The sequence below is a fragment of the Myxococcus sp. MH1 genome, from assembly GCF_059738865.1.
The window spans coordinates 2,588,166-2,601,593 of sequence record NZ_AP026947.1 but is presented as its reverse complement, the minus strand read 5'-3'; the positions used below and the strand labels follow the sequence as shown (position 1 = coordinate 2,601,593).

Sequence of the window (13,428 nt, the reverse complement as noted above, 5' to 3'; positions counted from 1 at the left end):
TCTGCACCATGAAGACATGGGAACTGCAGCCGAGACCGGGGGTCGATGCACTCACGCGGGCCGAGCGCCCGTCGCAGAGCGTGGGCTCGCACGAGGTGAAGGTCCGCGTCAGGGCGGTGTCGCTCAACTACCGCGACCTGCTCATCACCCGGGGGGCGGAGAAGAACCTCTCCTCCCCTCGCGTGCCCGTCTCCGACGGCGCTGGCGAGGTGCTGGAGGTGGGCTCGGCCGTCACCCGCTGGAAGGTGGGCGACCCGGTGATGGCCAACTTCTTCCCCCACTGGGTGGACGGGGAGCTGAGCGACGCGCATCACGCCAGCGCGCTCGGCGGCTCGCTCGCCGACGGCATGCTGCGCGAGGAGGTGGTGCTCCCCGAGCACGCCTGGGTGCGCATCCCGAAGGGGTACTCGTTCGAGGAGGCGGCCACCCTCCCCTGCGCCGGGCTCACCGCGTGGCAGGCGCTGTTCGAGGTCACCTCGCTCCGGCCGGGTGAGACGGTGCTGCTCCAGGGCTCGGGCGGCGTGTCCGTGTTCGCGCTGCAGCTGGCGAAGGCCGCGGGCGCGCGGGTGCTGATGACGTCGAGCAGCGCGGACAAGGCGGTGCGGCTGCGCGAATTGGGCGCGGAGGAGGTCATCGACTACCGCGCCGACGCGAAGTGGGGCGAGCGGGCCAAGGCGCTCACCGGCGGCCGGGGCGTGGACCTGGTGGTCGACGTGGGCGGACAGGCCACCTTCGACCAGTCCTCCGCGGCGCTGCGCTACGGCGGCTCCATGAGCATGCTCGGCGTGCTCACCGGAGCCCGGGGCGAGGTCAACCTGGGCGCGGTGTTCCAGCGGCGGCAGACGGTGCACGGCGTCTACGTGGGCTCGGTCTCCATGTTCGAGCGCTTCGTCGCGGCCCTGGAGCACAACCGCATCAAGCCCGTCATCGACCGCGTGTTCCCCTTCGAGGAGGCCCGCGCCGCCTGGGAGCACCTGGCCAGCGCGCAGCACCTGGGCAAGGTCGTGGTGAGCCTCCCATGAACGTCCTCATCGTCTACGCGCACCCCGAGCCCCGCTCGCTCAACGGCGCGCTGAAGAACCTGGCGGTGAGCCACCTCACCGGGCTCGGGCACACGGTGCGGGTCTCGGACCTGTACGCGATGGGCTGGAAGGCCACCGCCGACGCGGGCGACTTCCTGGCGCACCCCGAGGGAGAGCGGCTGGCCTATGCCCGGGCCTCGAAGGCCGCCTTCGCGGGCGGCACGCAGCGCGCGGACGTGGTGGCCGAGCAGCAGAAGCTGCTCTGGGCCCAGGCCATCATCTTCCAGTTCCCGCTGTGGTGGTTCTCGATGCCGGCCATCCTGAAGGGCTGGGTCGACCGGGTCTTCGCCTACGGCTTCGCCTATGGCGTGGGCGTCCACGGCGGCGAGCGCTGGGGAGACCGCTACGGCGAGGGCACCCTCACCGGACGCCGCGCGATGCTCTCCGTCACGATTGGCGGACGGGCCCCGCACTACACGGAGCGCGGCGTGAATGGCGCGCTCGATGATCTGCTCTTCCCCATCCAGCACGGCGTCATCTACTACCCCGGCATGGAGGCGCTCCCGCCGTTCAGCCTCTACATGTCCGACCGCCTCACGCCCGAGGAATGGCCGTCCGTGGAGGAGGCCTACAAGGCTCGGCTGGACGGATTGTTCACGGACGCGCCCATTCCGTTCCGCAGGCAGAACGGCGGGCACTACGACACCCAGCAGGTGTTGAAGCCGGGCCTCGGGGTCGGCGCGGGGGGCACGCGCATCCACCTGCTCCAGCCGGGTGAGCCGGAGCAGCACCGACTCAATTCGACGACGTCCGGATGAACCGCCCGGTCAGTTCACGAGGAAGTCGGCCAGCGACGACACGTCCGATGCGCAGTGGCCACCATAGAGCGGGTGCCACTCGGTCTTGACGCCGCGCTGGCGGGCGAGCTGGGCCAGGCGCTCGGTGCCTTCGTAGTTGCCGTAGGCATCGTAGAGACCGCAGGAGAGATAGAGCTCCGGCGTGCCGGGCCCCGCCTGGGAGATCAACTCCAGGGGCGAGACGCGGCGCCACTCGGCTTCGTCGGCCACGTACCTGCGCGCCAGCAGCCAGACGCCGAAGACGATCTTCGGATTGGCCCCGGTGCGCTCCATCGAGGCCCGGAGGGTTCCGAGGGAGGAGAACGGCGAGTCGAGATAGACGCCCGGGCAGAGCGCCGCGACCTTCGCGAACCGCGTCGGATGCGAGAGGCCCGCGACGAGGACATTGAGGCCGCCCATCGACTCTCCCAGCAGCATCCGCCGCCGGGGGCGACCCACCTTGGCTTCGAGCGCGGGCAGCCGTGACATGAAGTCCTCGAGCAGCCCGCTGTCCTCCTGCTTTCCCTTCGGCGTCAGCAGCCACGTCGGACCGTAGGAGACGGTGACGACGGTGGGCGGCAGGACTCCCGCGGCGTGCCAGCGCGCCTGCAGCATGCCGGTGAAGTAGGTGTCGTCGTTCCAGAGCGTCTCATCGAGCTTGCGTCCGTGGTGATGGTAGACGACGTCACCATTGGTGCCCGCCGCGGCGGTGTTGATGCAGTAACGAAGTGGACCTTCCGAATCGCACACCTGACTCGCGGGCGGGAACGAGGCCTTCTGGTCGCCGCGGCTGCGCGTGAGTTCCGTCCACGCGAACCAGGACACGATGGAGAGCAAGACGACGGGCAGCAGGTATCGAACCCGCCGTCCAGGGCGAGGCATGGGCATGGTTGAGGTATCCGATGGGAGAGGTGCCGTGACGACCGACGCGTGCGGCCCCGCCGAGCCCGGCTAGGCCAGCGCGACCTTCGAGTGGAGGTCGCGCGGCGTCGGCGGCTCCCCGGGCGAGCCGCTCGTCGAGATGTCCCCCTGCCTCAGGGGCCCGGGCAGGAGCCAGAGGCTCAGGAGGTAACCGAGGATCGCGCTGCCGCCATAGCCCACGACCGGAGTCGGATGGTTGCCGAGCGCGGCGGCGAGCATCACCGCGAGCCAGGCGGCCCCGAAGGTGAGGCAGGCCGGGCGGAGGTGCGGCTCACACGCCCTGAGGCGCAGCGCTGGGACGAGCAACAGGGCCAGGCCAGCCACGACAGCGCCCCCGGCGAGGGCATGGGCCGCGAAGGAGGAATGGAGGACCTGGTCGACGAAGGGGGTGGCGGGGAGCGTATCGGGGCGCAGCAGCGTCACCACGAACGCCAGGAGGCTGGCCGCGAAGGCCAGGCACGTCAGCCGGGACGCGCGCGTCGCCGTGACGGCCACCATCGCCGTGGCCATCATGGCCGCCATCGCGCGGTCCGGCTGGAGCGCCATGGCCAGCGCGGCGACGACGATTCCCATCGTCCCGAGCGGAGTGCGCGTCCGGGAGTAGCCGACGAGCATGAGCGGCAGGAGCACGAGGCTCGGCTGGACGACCACACCGCCGAGCCCGACCCAGCGACAGGCCCCCTCGACCCGGAGGCCGAGGAGCGAGGTCGCGAGCAACAGTGCCGAGAGACAGAGAATCAGCGCTCCGGCCCCGCGCTCGACCGACTCCGGGATGCGGCGGAGGAGGGACAGCAGGACCCACCCGATGACGAGCGCGCCCACGTTGCTGCCGAGGTAGCGGACAGGCGCCCCCGCGAGCGTCATGTAGACGAGCCCCAGGGTGACCGCGCCGACCGCGCAGAGCACGCCAACGGGCCCCGGACCGCGCGCCACGCCGAAGCCGCGGTCCGCGCGCGACGCACGCACCTCCGCGCTCATCAAGGAGAGGAAGGGTTGCAGCAGGAGCAGGCCGAGGGCTCGCGGCGCCAGCCCGCGGAAGCTCTCCAGCGCGAACCTCAGCGCCTGGGTGTCATCGGGAATCTCCGCGAGCTCCGCCTGGATGGCCCACGCCCAGTCGCGCTGGTGCGGCGGCAGCAGGAACCGCAGGGCCCGGCACAGCAGCTCCGCCACGCGTCGCTGGAACCGGATGCTCATGACGTCGCCTCGCGGAGGCCACGGCGAGCCACCTTGCCTTCCGGCGGATTGTCGCGCGCGAGCTGGACCCCACTCCGGGTCAGCCGATAGGCGTGCCTCGGAGGCCGTCCGCCCTCCGCCGGCTGCTGCCACTCGGCCTCCAGGTACCCCTGGGCCTCGAGGCGAATCAGCAGCGGATAGAGCGTGCCCGACTTCACGTCCGCGAGACGGCACAGCTCATACCCGTGCGACCAGCGCTCGCCGGCCTCCAACAGCGCGGCGAGCACGACGCGGGCGTGATTCGACAGGGCGCGGGTTCGGGGCATGCCCCTTAAATCTACCTATATAGATTTAAAGTCAAGGGCCCGAGATGAACGCCGAGAGCCTGTCGACCACCCGGGCATCCACGTGCCCCGGCGTCTGGTATTCGGCGGGGCCAGGCTTGCCGGTGCCCTGGATGAACAGGTGGTTGCTCCCAGGAATCGTCACCACCTCGGCCTGGGGCAGCCCCTTCTTCCAGACGGCGAGGTCCTCCTCGGTGACCTGGTAGTCGCGCTCGCCGCGAAGGATGAGCGGGGGCCGCGCGAGCTTCCGGGCCATCGCGACACCGTCCCGTGAGGCCCAGTCCCGCCAGTAGGCGGCGGGAGCGCCCAGCAGCTTCTTGTCGCCGAGCGTCCCCGCCTTCAGCAGCTCCACGTCCTTCTCGATGCCGGCGATGAGCTCCGGGGGCTGCTCGAGGTAGCGCAGCTGCGCGAGGAGGATGTCCCACGGCGCGCGCCCCGGCGGCGCCAGCAGGACTGCGCCCGAGACGGGGGCCGCGCGGACCGCTATCTCCGGCGCCAGGAGCGCACCCAGGCTGTGCCCCACCACGAAGATGCGCCTCGGGTCGATGTCCGCGAGGGCCTTGAGGGCCTCCACGGCGGCGACGGCGTCCACGACGACCTCGTCATCCATCGAGATGCCCGCCGCGGACTGCCGCGCGTACACCTTCGTCCGCTTGTCGTAGCGCAGGACCGCGATGCCTCGCGAGGAGAGCCCCTCGGCCAGGTCCTTGAACGGCTTGTTGGGCCCCGCCGTCTCGTCCCGGTCATGGGGACCGGAGCCATGGACCAGGATGATGCCCGGGAAGGGCCCCTTGCCCGAGGGCACCGTCAGCGTCCCCTTCAGCTCCCAGGGCGCCTTCCCCACCGACACCTCCTCGCTCTGGAAGGCCGAGGCCTCGACATACGGCGCGGCGGACACGGCGGTCGACGGCGCGGCCCGCACGGGGGCCTGGTCCCGCATGACAGGGGCCGCCACCAGGGGCGCCTGGGACGACGACGAGCTTGCGCAGCCGCCAAACACCATCCAGGTGGTGAGAATCGAACCTCGAAGAACGCGACGCATGTTCCCTCCCCTCACAGAGGCCGCTGGGTGCCTTCGTCATCCGTCGAGCCGCGCTCGAGGCGGCGGGAGATGACGTACGAGTAGATGACTGGAATCACGACCACCACGCCCACGAGCACCATCACGAAGTCCGGCCCGTACCCCATCAACCCCGTGAGCACGAGCGCGAGGCCCGCGAGCACGAAGAGCTTCCCGCCCAACCGGTGCGTGCGCAGCCAGACCTCGTCGTTCGCGAGCGTCCAGGGCGTGCGGATGCCGAAGAAGAAGTTCTTGGTGACCTTCCCCATGAAGTTGCCCAGCGTCATGAAGAGCAGGCCCGTTCCCGCGTGGAGCGCGCGCGCCATGGGCACGTCCACGCCCAGCCCCGCGAGCAGCACCAGCCCGTTCACCATGAACAGGAACGCGAGCAGCATCGCCATGACGAACTCGTAGACGGACTGGAACCGCTCCATCCGATAGCCCCGGGGTGAGATGCGCGGCAGCGCGAGCATCACCAGGTACACGCCCGCCATCACCAGCGGCTGCATGAAGGGGCCCCAGGGCTTCGCCGTGTAGCCATCCGCCACGCCCTTCGCGTTCCAGTGCGTGGGGATGGAGTCCGGCAGTCGCTCGTAGAACACCACCGCCAGCGCGAACGACACGATGACGAGCCCCAGACCCACTGCGTTCGCGCGGCTGATTCGCATCACGGCTCCCCGTTCTTCTTCTCGACCTTGAAGAGGTCCATCAACAGCGCCGCCACGTCCTCGAACACCGTCGTGTTGAGGGAGTAGACGATCTGCTGTCCCCGTCGCTCGCTGCGCACCAGGTCCGCCGCCTTCAACACGTTGAAGTGATGCGAGAGCGAGCCCTTCGTGATGTCGAACGCCTCCGCGAGCTCGCCCGCGCTCTTCGAGCCCCCCTGCAGGAGCTTGAGCACCTTGCGCCGCGTCGGATCCGAAATCGCCTTGAAGACCTCCTGCGTCCGCATCAGGACCTTTCGATTGTTTGACGACTTTCAAAATAACGATTTCCGGAGGCCTGTCAAGCCACGGAGGCCCTGCGCTCAGGCGGCCGATTCGGCGGTGACGACGGCGACGAGCAGCTCGGACACCTCGCGCATGAACGAGGAATCCAGCGTGTCGGGCGTGTCCGTGGCGCGGTGGTAGTGGGGATTGCGGAAGTTCGCCGTATCGGTCCAGAGCACCGCCGGGCGGTCGGCCAGCCAGAACGGGACGTGGTCGCTGCGGGCCAGGTCGGGCAGCAACCGGTAGAGCGGTCCCCACGTCTTCGCGCCCATCAACCGCAGCCCCGCCGCCGCGTCCGAGCCGAGGGCCCGGTCCACCGCGCCATTGGAGCGCCCCTTCGCGAGCAGCCCGAGGAAGTCCGGGGACCGCAAGCCCTTGGGCACCCACGGCAGCGGCAGTTGCTGCGCCACGCCCGAGCGCTCGCGAAAGCCGACCATCTCCAACACGTGCGTCGTCCCCAGCCCGCACGGCAGCGCGGGGACGCCCTGGGTGACGAAGTCGCCGCTGCCCAGGAACCCGTCCTCCTCCGCGTTGAACGCGAGGAAGCCCACGCCCTCCCCCGCACCGCGGAGCGCCAGCGCCCTGGCGCACTCGAGCATCACCGCCAGCCCGCTCGCGTTGTCGTCCGCGCCGGGACAGTCCGGGACGCTGTCGTAGTGGGCCGCCACGAAGGTCACCGTGCGCCCCTTCGCGCTCCGGGGAAGCGCCACCACGTTCCCGTAGCGCCCCTGGAGGTGCACGTCGAGCCCCAGCCGCTCGAACGCCTCCGCCAGCACGTCCCGGACCCAGGCGTTGTTGCGCGCGTTCACGACGAAGTGACGAGGGATGGCCAGGCGCTCCACCCACCGGAGCAACCGCGCCTCGGCCTCCACGGCCGCCCTGTCGACAGATGCAACCACCGCCTCCGCTGCTCGCTCTCGAATGACCATGATTGACTTACTTAGTAAGCTTATGGTGTAAGCACGTCAAGCCGACATGAAGCAGACGCACAAACGAGAACCCCTTTCGAGGGAGCGGATCCTCAGCGCGGCGCTCGACATCGTCGACCGCGAGGGGCTGGAGGCCATCTCCATGCGTCGGCTGGGTCAGGCGCTGGGCGTGGAGGCGATGTCGCTCTACAACCACGTCCCCAACAAGGCGGCCATCCTCGACGGTCTCTTCGAGACGGTGCTCGCCGAGGTGCCCTCCGCCAAGCGCGGGGGGACCTGGCAGGTGGCGTTGAGGGAGCGGGCCCAGGCGCTGCGCAAGGCCCTGCGCACGCACCCGAACACGCTGCCGCTGTTCGCGACGCGCGCCGCCGTCACGCCCGGGGCCATCGCCCACGTGGAGGCGGTGCTCGACACGCTGCGCACCGCGGGCTTCAGTCCGGACGAGGCGCTCAGCGCGCTCCAGGTGTTGATGGCCTTCGTCGTGGGCCACTCGCTCTCCAGCTACGCGCCCCAGCCCGACGACGCGCAATCACATCCCGCCTATCAGCAGCTGAGCGAGAAGGACTTCCCCCGCGTCCACGAAATCGCGCGCGTGCTGGACAGCCACGACGTGGAGGAGGAGTTCGAGCTGGGCCTGGAGGCGATGATGACCGGGCTGGAGGCGGCCCCGGCGCGCCGCAAGCCCGCCCGGAAGTAGGCCCCGCCCTCAGGCGCCGATGAGCCCCTGGCCGCAGACGCGCACCGTGTTGCCCGTCACGCCGTGGGCGCCCGGGCTCGACAGGAAGGTGACGAGCTCCGCGACGTCGCGCGGCTGTCCGCCCTGGGAGAGGGAGTTGAGCCGGCGGCCCACCTCGCGCGTCATCAGCGGCATCTTCGCCACCATGGCGGTCTCGATGAAGCCCGGGGCCACGGCGTTGGCGCAGATGCCCCGCGCGGCGAGCCGGGGCGCGAGCGCGGCCACGTAGCCGATGAGCGCGGCCTTGCTCGTCGCGTAGTTGGTCTGGCCGAAGTTGCCGGACACCCCGCTGATGGAGGACAGGTACACCAGCCGTCCCTCGTCGCGCAGCGCGCCGGTGCCGAGCAGCGCCTCGTCGATCGCCACGATGGCCGCGAGGTTGACGGTGAGCACCTGCTCCCACTGCTCGGGCGTCATCTTCGCGAGCGTGCGGTCGCGGGTGATGCCCGCGTTGTGCACGACGATGTCCACCCCGCCCGAGCCCGCCCTCAGCGCGGCCACCAGCGTCACGGGCGCATCCGGAGAGGTGACATCCAACAGGAGCGCCTCACCGCCCACGCGCGCGGCGGTCTGCTTCAGCGCGTCCCCGAGCGCGGGCACATCCAGGCACACCACGCGCGCGCCCTCCTGGGCCAGCCGCTCCGCCGTCGCCGCGCCGATGCCACGCGCCGCGCCCGTCACCAGGGCCACCTTGCCGCTCAACGCCGCGTGCAGCGGCACGGCCGACGCCGCGCGCACGTCGCCGGAGAGGTGGAGCGCCTGGCCCGACACATAGGTGCTCCCCACGTCGCAGAAGAAGCGCACCGGGCCGGCCAGCCGCGCCTCGGCGCCGCGCGCCACGTAGGCGACGTTCGCGGTGACACCCTGGCGGCCCACCTCCTTGCCCAGGCTGCGCACGAAGCCCTCCACGCCACGCGCCGCCGCGGAGGCCGCGGGGCTCGGCGCCTCGTCCGGCACCGCCGCCAGCACCAGCACCCGCGCGTTGCGCGCGAGCCGGGGGAGCAGCGGGTGGAAGAAGTCGTAGAGGGCGCGCGTGTCCTGGGGCCCGCCCAGGCCCGTGGCGTCGAAGAGGACCGCGTCCACGCGCTGGGAGGCGTCCGAGGGAGGACCATCCAGCACCCGGGCGCCGCCGCTCGTGAACGCGGCCTGCGCGCCCTGTGCGGCGAAGCCACCCGGGGCCGTGCCCAGCACCACGACGCGGTTCGCGAAGGGCTGCGCCGCCCAGCCCCCTTCGGCCCGCGCCAGCCGCGTGGGCTGGGGCAGGCCCAGGGCCTTCACGAGCCCACGGGTGAACGGGTTGTGGGCCAGGGACATGAGCCGGTCGGTCATGGTGCGGTACTCCGGGGACTCGGGGAGGCGAGGCGCCGGGGACCGTAGCAGGAGTGCCCGGGCCTCGCGCTCAGCGCTTCGGCTTGTAGCGCAGCCAGAGCAAGTCCCCCGCGCGCTTCTCGACGGAGACCCGCTTCAGGTGCCGCGCGCGCCCCCGCTTCCCCTCCACGTCGAACAGCGAGGGCGTGCCCACGCCGCCATCCGCGATGGGCGCCACCAGGATGCTCAGCTCGTCGATGAGGTCCGCGGCCAGGAAGGTGCCGTTGATCTTCCCGCCCCCCTCCAGCAGGAGCTTGCGGATGCCGAACACCTTCCGGAGCTTCGCGAGCAGCTTCTTCAGGTCCAGCGAGTCCTTGCCGCCGAACAGGTACGAGACGCCCTTGGCCTGGAGGAACGCCAGGTAGTCGTCGGAGACCTGCTCGGTGAGGAGGGTGATGACGTGCTCCTCGTCGATGGAGCCCGACCTCCACGTGAGCTTCCCGGACGGGTCCAGCACGATGGCGTAGGACTCCGCGTCGCGCCGCGCGATGAAGTCCTCGCGGGGAATCGGCGCGCCCGCCTTGCGCACGGGCACCTTCGCCTTGCCGGCGTAGGGCTCCATGGAGATGCGGCCAATCATCCACGCGTCCGCGGCGTAGGTCTCCGCCGTGCGCTCGTACTCGGCCATCGCCCGGGGTGGCAGCTTCCACCCCTTCGTGACGATGCGCCCGTCGAGCGATGAGACCATGTGGCAGATGACATACGGCCGCTTCGCGTCCTTCATGGTCCGGCTCCTGTCAGAGCTTGGAGGCCACGAGCTGGGAGAGCTCGATCATCCGGTTCGAGAAGCCCCACTCGTTGTCGTACCAGGCGAAGACCTTGGCGAAGCGCTCGCCCAGCACCTGGGTGAGCGTGGCGTCGAAGATGGAGGAGCGCGCATCCCCCAGGTAGTCGCTGGAGACCAGCTGCTCCTCGGTGTAGCCGAGGATGTTCGCCATCGGCCCCTCGCTCGCCGCCTTCATCGCGGCGTGAATCGAGTCCTTGGTGAGCGGCCGGGTGCTCTCGAAGGTGAGGTCCACGAGCGAGACGTCCATCGTCGGCACGCGCATCGCCTGACCATCGAACTTGCCCTTGAGGGACGGGATGACCTCGCTCAGCGCCTTGGCGGCGCCGGAGGACGCGGGGATGATGTTCTGCGCGGCGGCGCGCGCCCGGCGCAGGTCGCCCTTGCGGTGCGGCACGTCGAGCAGCGCCTGGTCATTGGTGTACGAGTGCGTCGTCGTCATCAGGCCGCGCTCCAGCCCGAAGCCGTCCAGCAGCACCTTCGCCACCGGCGCCAGGCAGTTCGTCGTGCACGAGCCGCACGAGATGACGTGGTGCTTCGCGGCGTCGTAGTCCTGCGTGTTCACGCCCAGGACGATGGTCGCGTCGTGGCCCTTGGCCGGCGCGCCGATGATGACCTTGCGAGCCCCGGCGGACAGGTGCGCGACGGCCTTCTCCTTGTCGGTGAACAGGCCCGTGCACTCCAGCACGATGTCCACGCCCAGCTCCTTCCAGGGGAGCTTGCCCGGGTCCTTCTCCGCGACGACGCGAATCTCACGGCCCTCGATGACGAGCTTGCCGTCCCGCGCCTCGGCCCGGTGCGTGGCCCGACCATGGACGGTGTCGTAGTTGTACAGGTGCGCGAGCGTCGCGGCGTCCGTCAGGTCATTGAGCGCGACGAGCTCCAGGTCCTTGATGCCTCGCTCGAACATCGCGCGGACGATGCAGCGGCCGATGCGGCCGAAGCCGTTGATGGCGAGTTTCCGGGTCATTGCGTCAGGTCTCCATGGGAAGAAGGGATGGCGGGGGCTCCCCACGGATGGGGAGCCCGCCGCCGGGCTCATCAGGCGAACTCCACTACTCCGTGGCGCGGACCCAGTGCTGGGTGCGGCCCAGCAGGGACATGCCGATGTAGCCGCGCACCTTCAGCTTCTTGCCACCGTCCTCGACGGCGACCTTGCACTTGTAGGTCTTGCCGTTGGCCGGGTCGAGGATGGTGCCGCCCGTCCACTCGTCGTCGTCCTTCTTCAGGTTCTGGAGGATGGTCATCCCGATGATGGGCTGGTCCTTGAGCGAACCCTGGCACTTGTCGCAGACGGGGTTCTGGTCCTCGGTCGGCTCGCGGAAGAGCTTCTCAATCTTGCCGAACAGCTTGCCGTCCTGCTCGGTGATGACGATGACGGACTTGGGCTTCTTCGTCTCGTCATCGATGGTCGTCCACCGGCCCGTGGGACCGGTCGCCGGAGCGGCGGCGGGGGCCTTCGCGGCCGGCGCGGCGGCGGGAGCCTCGGCGGCAGGGGCCGCGGCGGGAGCCGCGTCCTGGGCCAGGGCGTTCGAGGCCATCATCAGACACAGGGAAGTGAGTCCGAACCACCGGGTTGCTTTCATGTCTTGAGGTCCTTGCGCGCGGGGCTCACGTCGGAGGGGGCTTGCGCTCGAGCGCCCCACCAGCCCGGTTGTACTCCAACGTCACACCAGGAGGCAGCCCCGCGTGACGCGCACGGATGCCGCTGTGCGGCATCGACACCATTCGCCAGGGGCCACCCGTCAAGCCCGGGGCCTACCCCCCAGGGGTGAGCGACAGCCCTCGGGCGCGCGCCTATTCAAGAAGCCAGGCGCAGCACGAACCCGAGGACGTTCACGGCGATGCACTTCACGTCGAAGGAACTCGAACTGAGGGAGAGAATCATCACCGCCCTCCACAGCTCCCTGTCCCTGCCGCTGGTCCTGGAGGCGACGCGGGCCCCGCTGCTCGAGCTCACCCCCGCGGACCACATGGGCCTGTGCGTGATGACGCCGGGGCCGCCCCTCGACTTCCAGTGGCTGGTCCCCGGCCACCGGCTGACGTTGCTGGACGAGTACCCCCGGTGGGCCGACTCGGACTTCGTGCGTGCGCCCATCTTCGCGCAGCCCAACGTGGTGCTCCGGGACACGCAGATGCTGCCGCGCAGGGCGCTGGAAGCCAGCGCGCTGTACCGGCGCAGCCAGGAGCTGGACCTCAGGCTGGAGCACGTCATGGCCGTGCTGCTGCCCGCCAAGGAGACCCTGCTCGGCGCCTTCACCCTGTACCGGGACCGCCGGGTGGAGTTCTCCGAGCACGAAGCCGCGCTCCTCACGAGCCTCACACCCCACCTCACCAACGCGATCCGCAACTGCCGCGACATGCAGGCGGCCCGGAGCGGCGCGCGGCTCCTGGAGGAGCTCTACAACCGGCCGGACGCGGGCTTCCTGGTGGTGCTGCCGCCGAGCCGCGAGCTCCTGCGCTCGGAGCGCGCCAGGGTGCTCCTGGACACGTGGTTCGCGCCCTCCGACCTCCACGCATCGGGCATCCCGGGCATGTTGCTGGAGCGACTGCAGGCCCTGACGCGCATGTCCCCGGACGAGCGGCTCAAGCACAACCCGCTCGTGTCGCTGCGCGGCGAGACGTACCTGGTCGTGCGCTTCATCGAACTGCCCCAGCCCGAGGGCCCCGCCCAGTGGGCCCTGTCCATGAACGAGGTCCCCATGTCGATTCCCCTCCCGCAGAACATGCGCCTGCAGCTCACGAACCGGCAGGTCGACATCGCCCAGGGCATCCTGCGCAACTGGTCCAACGAGCAGATCGCCGAGCACCTCGGGCTCTCCGAGGACACGGTGAAGACGCACGTGCGTGACATCTTCGGCCGGCTGAAGGTCGACAACCGCGCGGACTTCCTCTACCAGGCCTCCCACCTCAACCGGCCCCTCTGAGCCGCCCGTGCCTAGAAGCGCGGGAGCGCGAGCAGGTTGTCGGTGGAGATGCCGTTCGCCTTCGTGCGCAGGTACGGAGGCGTCGCCTCGACCACCTCCACCTTCACGTCCATGGGGCGGTTGCGCACCCGCGCCTCCCCGCCCCTCTGGACCCACAGCACCAGCTCCGCGCGGCTGCACTCTCCCGCGTGGGTCGCCTCGACCCAGCGCAGGCGGGTGATGTGCTCGTGGAGCGTGCCCCCCTCGAGTCGTATCTGGGTGATGTAGCGCATGAAGTCGCCTCCGGTTCGAATGCCACGGTTGAGGGCGGAGGATCGCCGTCCAGGCGCAAGGTGTCTC

At 70.2% G+C, this 13,428-nt stretch carries 16 protein-coding genes; 4 read left to right on the top strand and 12 right to left on the bottom strand.

Annotated elements, in window-relative coordinates:
- Positions 1-8 precede the first annotated feature (8 nt).
- Entirely contained in the window at positions 9-1,022 is a 1,014-nt protein-coding gene (locus AC6JA9_RS10635; RefSeq protein ID WP_497959614.1) for a zinc-dependent alcohol dehydrogenase family protein, read from the top strand.
- A complete protein-coding gene (locus AC6JA9_RS10630; protein WP_497959613.1) occupies positions 1,019-1,840 on the top strand; it encodes an NAD(P)H-dependent oxidoreductase in 822 nt (273 codons plus the stop codon). The genes AC6JA9_RS10635 and AC6JA9_RS10630 overlap by 4 nt, the downstream gene beginning before the upstream one ends.
- Positions 1,841-1,849: 9 nt before the next feature.
- Here the strand turns inward: AC6JA9_RS10630 and AC6JA9_RS10625 are convergent, their stop codons facing one another.
- From AC6JA9_RS10625 to AC6JA9_RS10595, 7 genes are all read right to left on the bottom strand, one after another.
- Positions 1,850-2,746 carry an alpha/beta hydrolase-fold protein gene (locus AC6JA9_RS10625; RefSeq protein WP_223752035.1) on the bottom strand — a complete coding sequence of 299 codons (897 nt, stop codon included), beginning with the start codon at positions 2,744-2,746 and terminating at the stop codon, positions 1,850-1,852.
- A 63-nt stretch (positions 2,747-2,809) separates the two neighbouring features.
- Positions 2,810-3,973 (bottom strand): hypothetical protein, encoded by a 1,164-nt coding sequence (locus AC6JA9_RS10620; RefSeq protein WP_223752036.1) that lies wholly within the window; start codon positions 3,971-3,973, stop codon positions 2,810-2,812.
- Positions 3,970-4,278: a PadR family transcriptional regulator gene (locus AC6JA9_RS10615; protein WP_426747614.1), complete on the bottom strand. Its 309-nt coding sequence runs from the start codon at positions 4,276-4,278 to the stop codon at positions 3,970-3,972. Before AC6JA9_RS10615 ends, AC6JA9_RS10620 begins: the two co-directional genes overlap by 4 nt.
- Positions 4,279-4,309: 31 nt before the next feature.
- The gene (locus AC6JA9_RS10610; protein WP_497959612.1) at positions 4,310-5,338 is read right to left on the bottom strand and encodes an alpha/beta hydrolase family protein; all 1,029 of its coding nucleotides are present in this window, start codon (positions 5,336-5,338) and stop codon (positions 4,310-4,312) included.
- A gap of 11 nt (positions 5,339-5,349) precedes the next feature.
- Positions 5,350-6,024 carry an SdpI family protein gene (locus tag AC6JA9_RS10605; protein ID WP_223752039.1) on the bottom strand — a complete coding sequence of 225 codons (675 nt, stop codon included), beginning with the start codon at positions 6,022-6,024 and terminating at the stop codon, positions 5,350-5,352.
- Positions 6,024-6,308, bottom strand: coding sequence for an autorepressor SdpR family transcription factor (locus AC6JA9_RS10600; RefSeq protein WP_046711902.1), 285 nt, complete (start codon positions 6,306-6,308; stop codon positions 6,024-6,026). Before AC6JA9_RS10600 ends, AC6JA9_RS10605 begins: the two co-directional genes overlap by 1 nt.
- Positions 6,309-6,383: 75 nt before the next feature.
- Positions 6,384-7,274, bottom strand: a complete 891-nt coding sequence (locus AC6JA9_RS10595; RefSeq protein ID WP_223785440.1) for a M28 family peptidase — start codon at positions 7,272-7,274, stop codon at positions 6,384-6,386.
- 46 nt (positions 7,275-7,320) lie between these two features.
- On the opposite strand from AC6JA9_RS10595, the gene AC6JA9_RS10590 reads away from it, so the two are divergent.
- Positions 7,321-7,971, top strand: coding sequence for a TetR/AcrR family transcriptional regulator C-terminal domain-containing protein (locus tag AC6JA9_RS10590; protein ID WP_223752041.1), 651 nt, complete (start codon positions 7,321-7,323; stop codon positions 7,969-7,971).
- Between the two features lie 9 nt (positions 7,972-7,980).
- Here the strand turns inward: AC6JA9_RS10590 and AC6JA9_RS10585 are convergent, their stop codons facing one another.
- The 4 genes from AC6JA9_RS10585 to AC6JA9_RS10570 form a co-directional block, all read right to left on the bottom strand.
- Complete coding sequence (locus AC6JA9_RS10585) at positions 7,981-9,339, bottom strand: 3-oxoacyl-ACP reductase (RefSeq protein ID WP_473571457.1); 1,359 nt, start codon at positions 9,337-9,339, stop codon at positions 7,981-7,983.
- A gap of 70 nt (positions 9,340-9,409) precedes the next feature.
- Positions 9,410-10,102: a RibD family protein gene (locus AC6JA9_RS10580; protein ID WP_223752043.1), complete on the bottom strand. Its 693-nt coding sequence runs from the start codon at positions 10,100-10,102 to the stop codon at positions 9,410-9,412.
- A 13-nt stretch (positions 10,103-10,115) separates the two neighbouring features.
- The gene (gene gap / locus AC6JA9_RS10575) at positions 10,116-11,132 is read right to left on the bottom strand and encodes a type I glyceraldehyde-3-phosphate dehydrogenase (RefSeq protein ID WP_223752044.1); all 1,017 of its coding nucleotides are present in this window, start codon (positions 11,130-11,132) and stop codon (positions 10,116-10,118) included.
- A gap of 85 nt (positions 11,133-11,217) precedes the next feature.
- A complete protein-coding gene (locus AC6JA9_RS10570) occupies positions 11,218-11,748 on the bottom strand; it encodes a DUF2147 domain-containing protein (RefSeq protein ID WP_141332257.1) in 531 nt (176 codons plus the stop codon).
- 258 nt (positions 11,749-12,006) lie between these two features.
- Between AC6JA9_RS10570 and AC6JA9_RS10565 the strand changes: the two genes are divergently transcribed.
- A complete protein-coding gene (locus AC6JA9_RS10565) occupies positions 12,007-13,089 on the top strand; it encodes a LuxR C-terminal-related transcriptional regulator (RefSeq protein ID WP_223752045.1) in 1,083 nt (360 codons plus the stop codon).
- Between the two features lie 11 nt (positions 13,090-13,100).
- Here the strand turns inward: AC6JA9_RS10565 and AC6JA9_RS10560 are convergent, their stop codons facing one another.
- Positions 13,101-13,361 (bottom strand): DUF3892 domain-containing protein, encoded by a 261-nt coding sequence (locus AC6JA9_RS10560; protein WP_497959611.1) that lies wholly within the window; start codon positions 13,359-13,361, stop codon positions 13,101-13,103.
- Positions 13,362-13,428 lie beyond the last annotated feature (67 nt).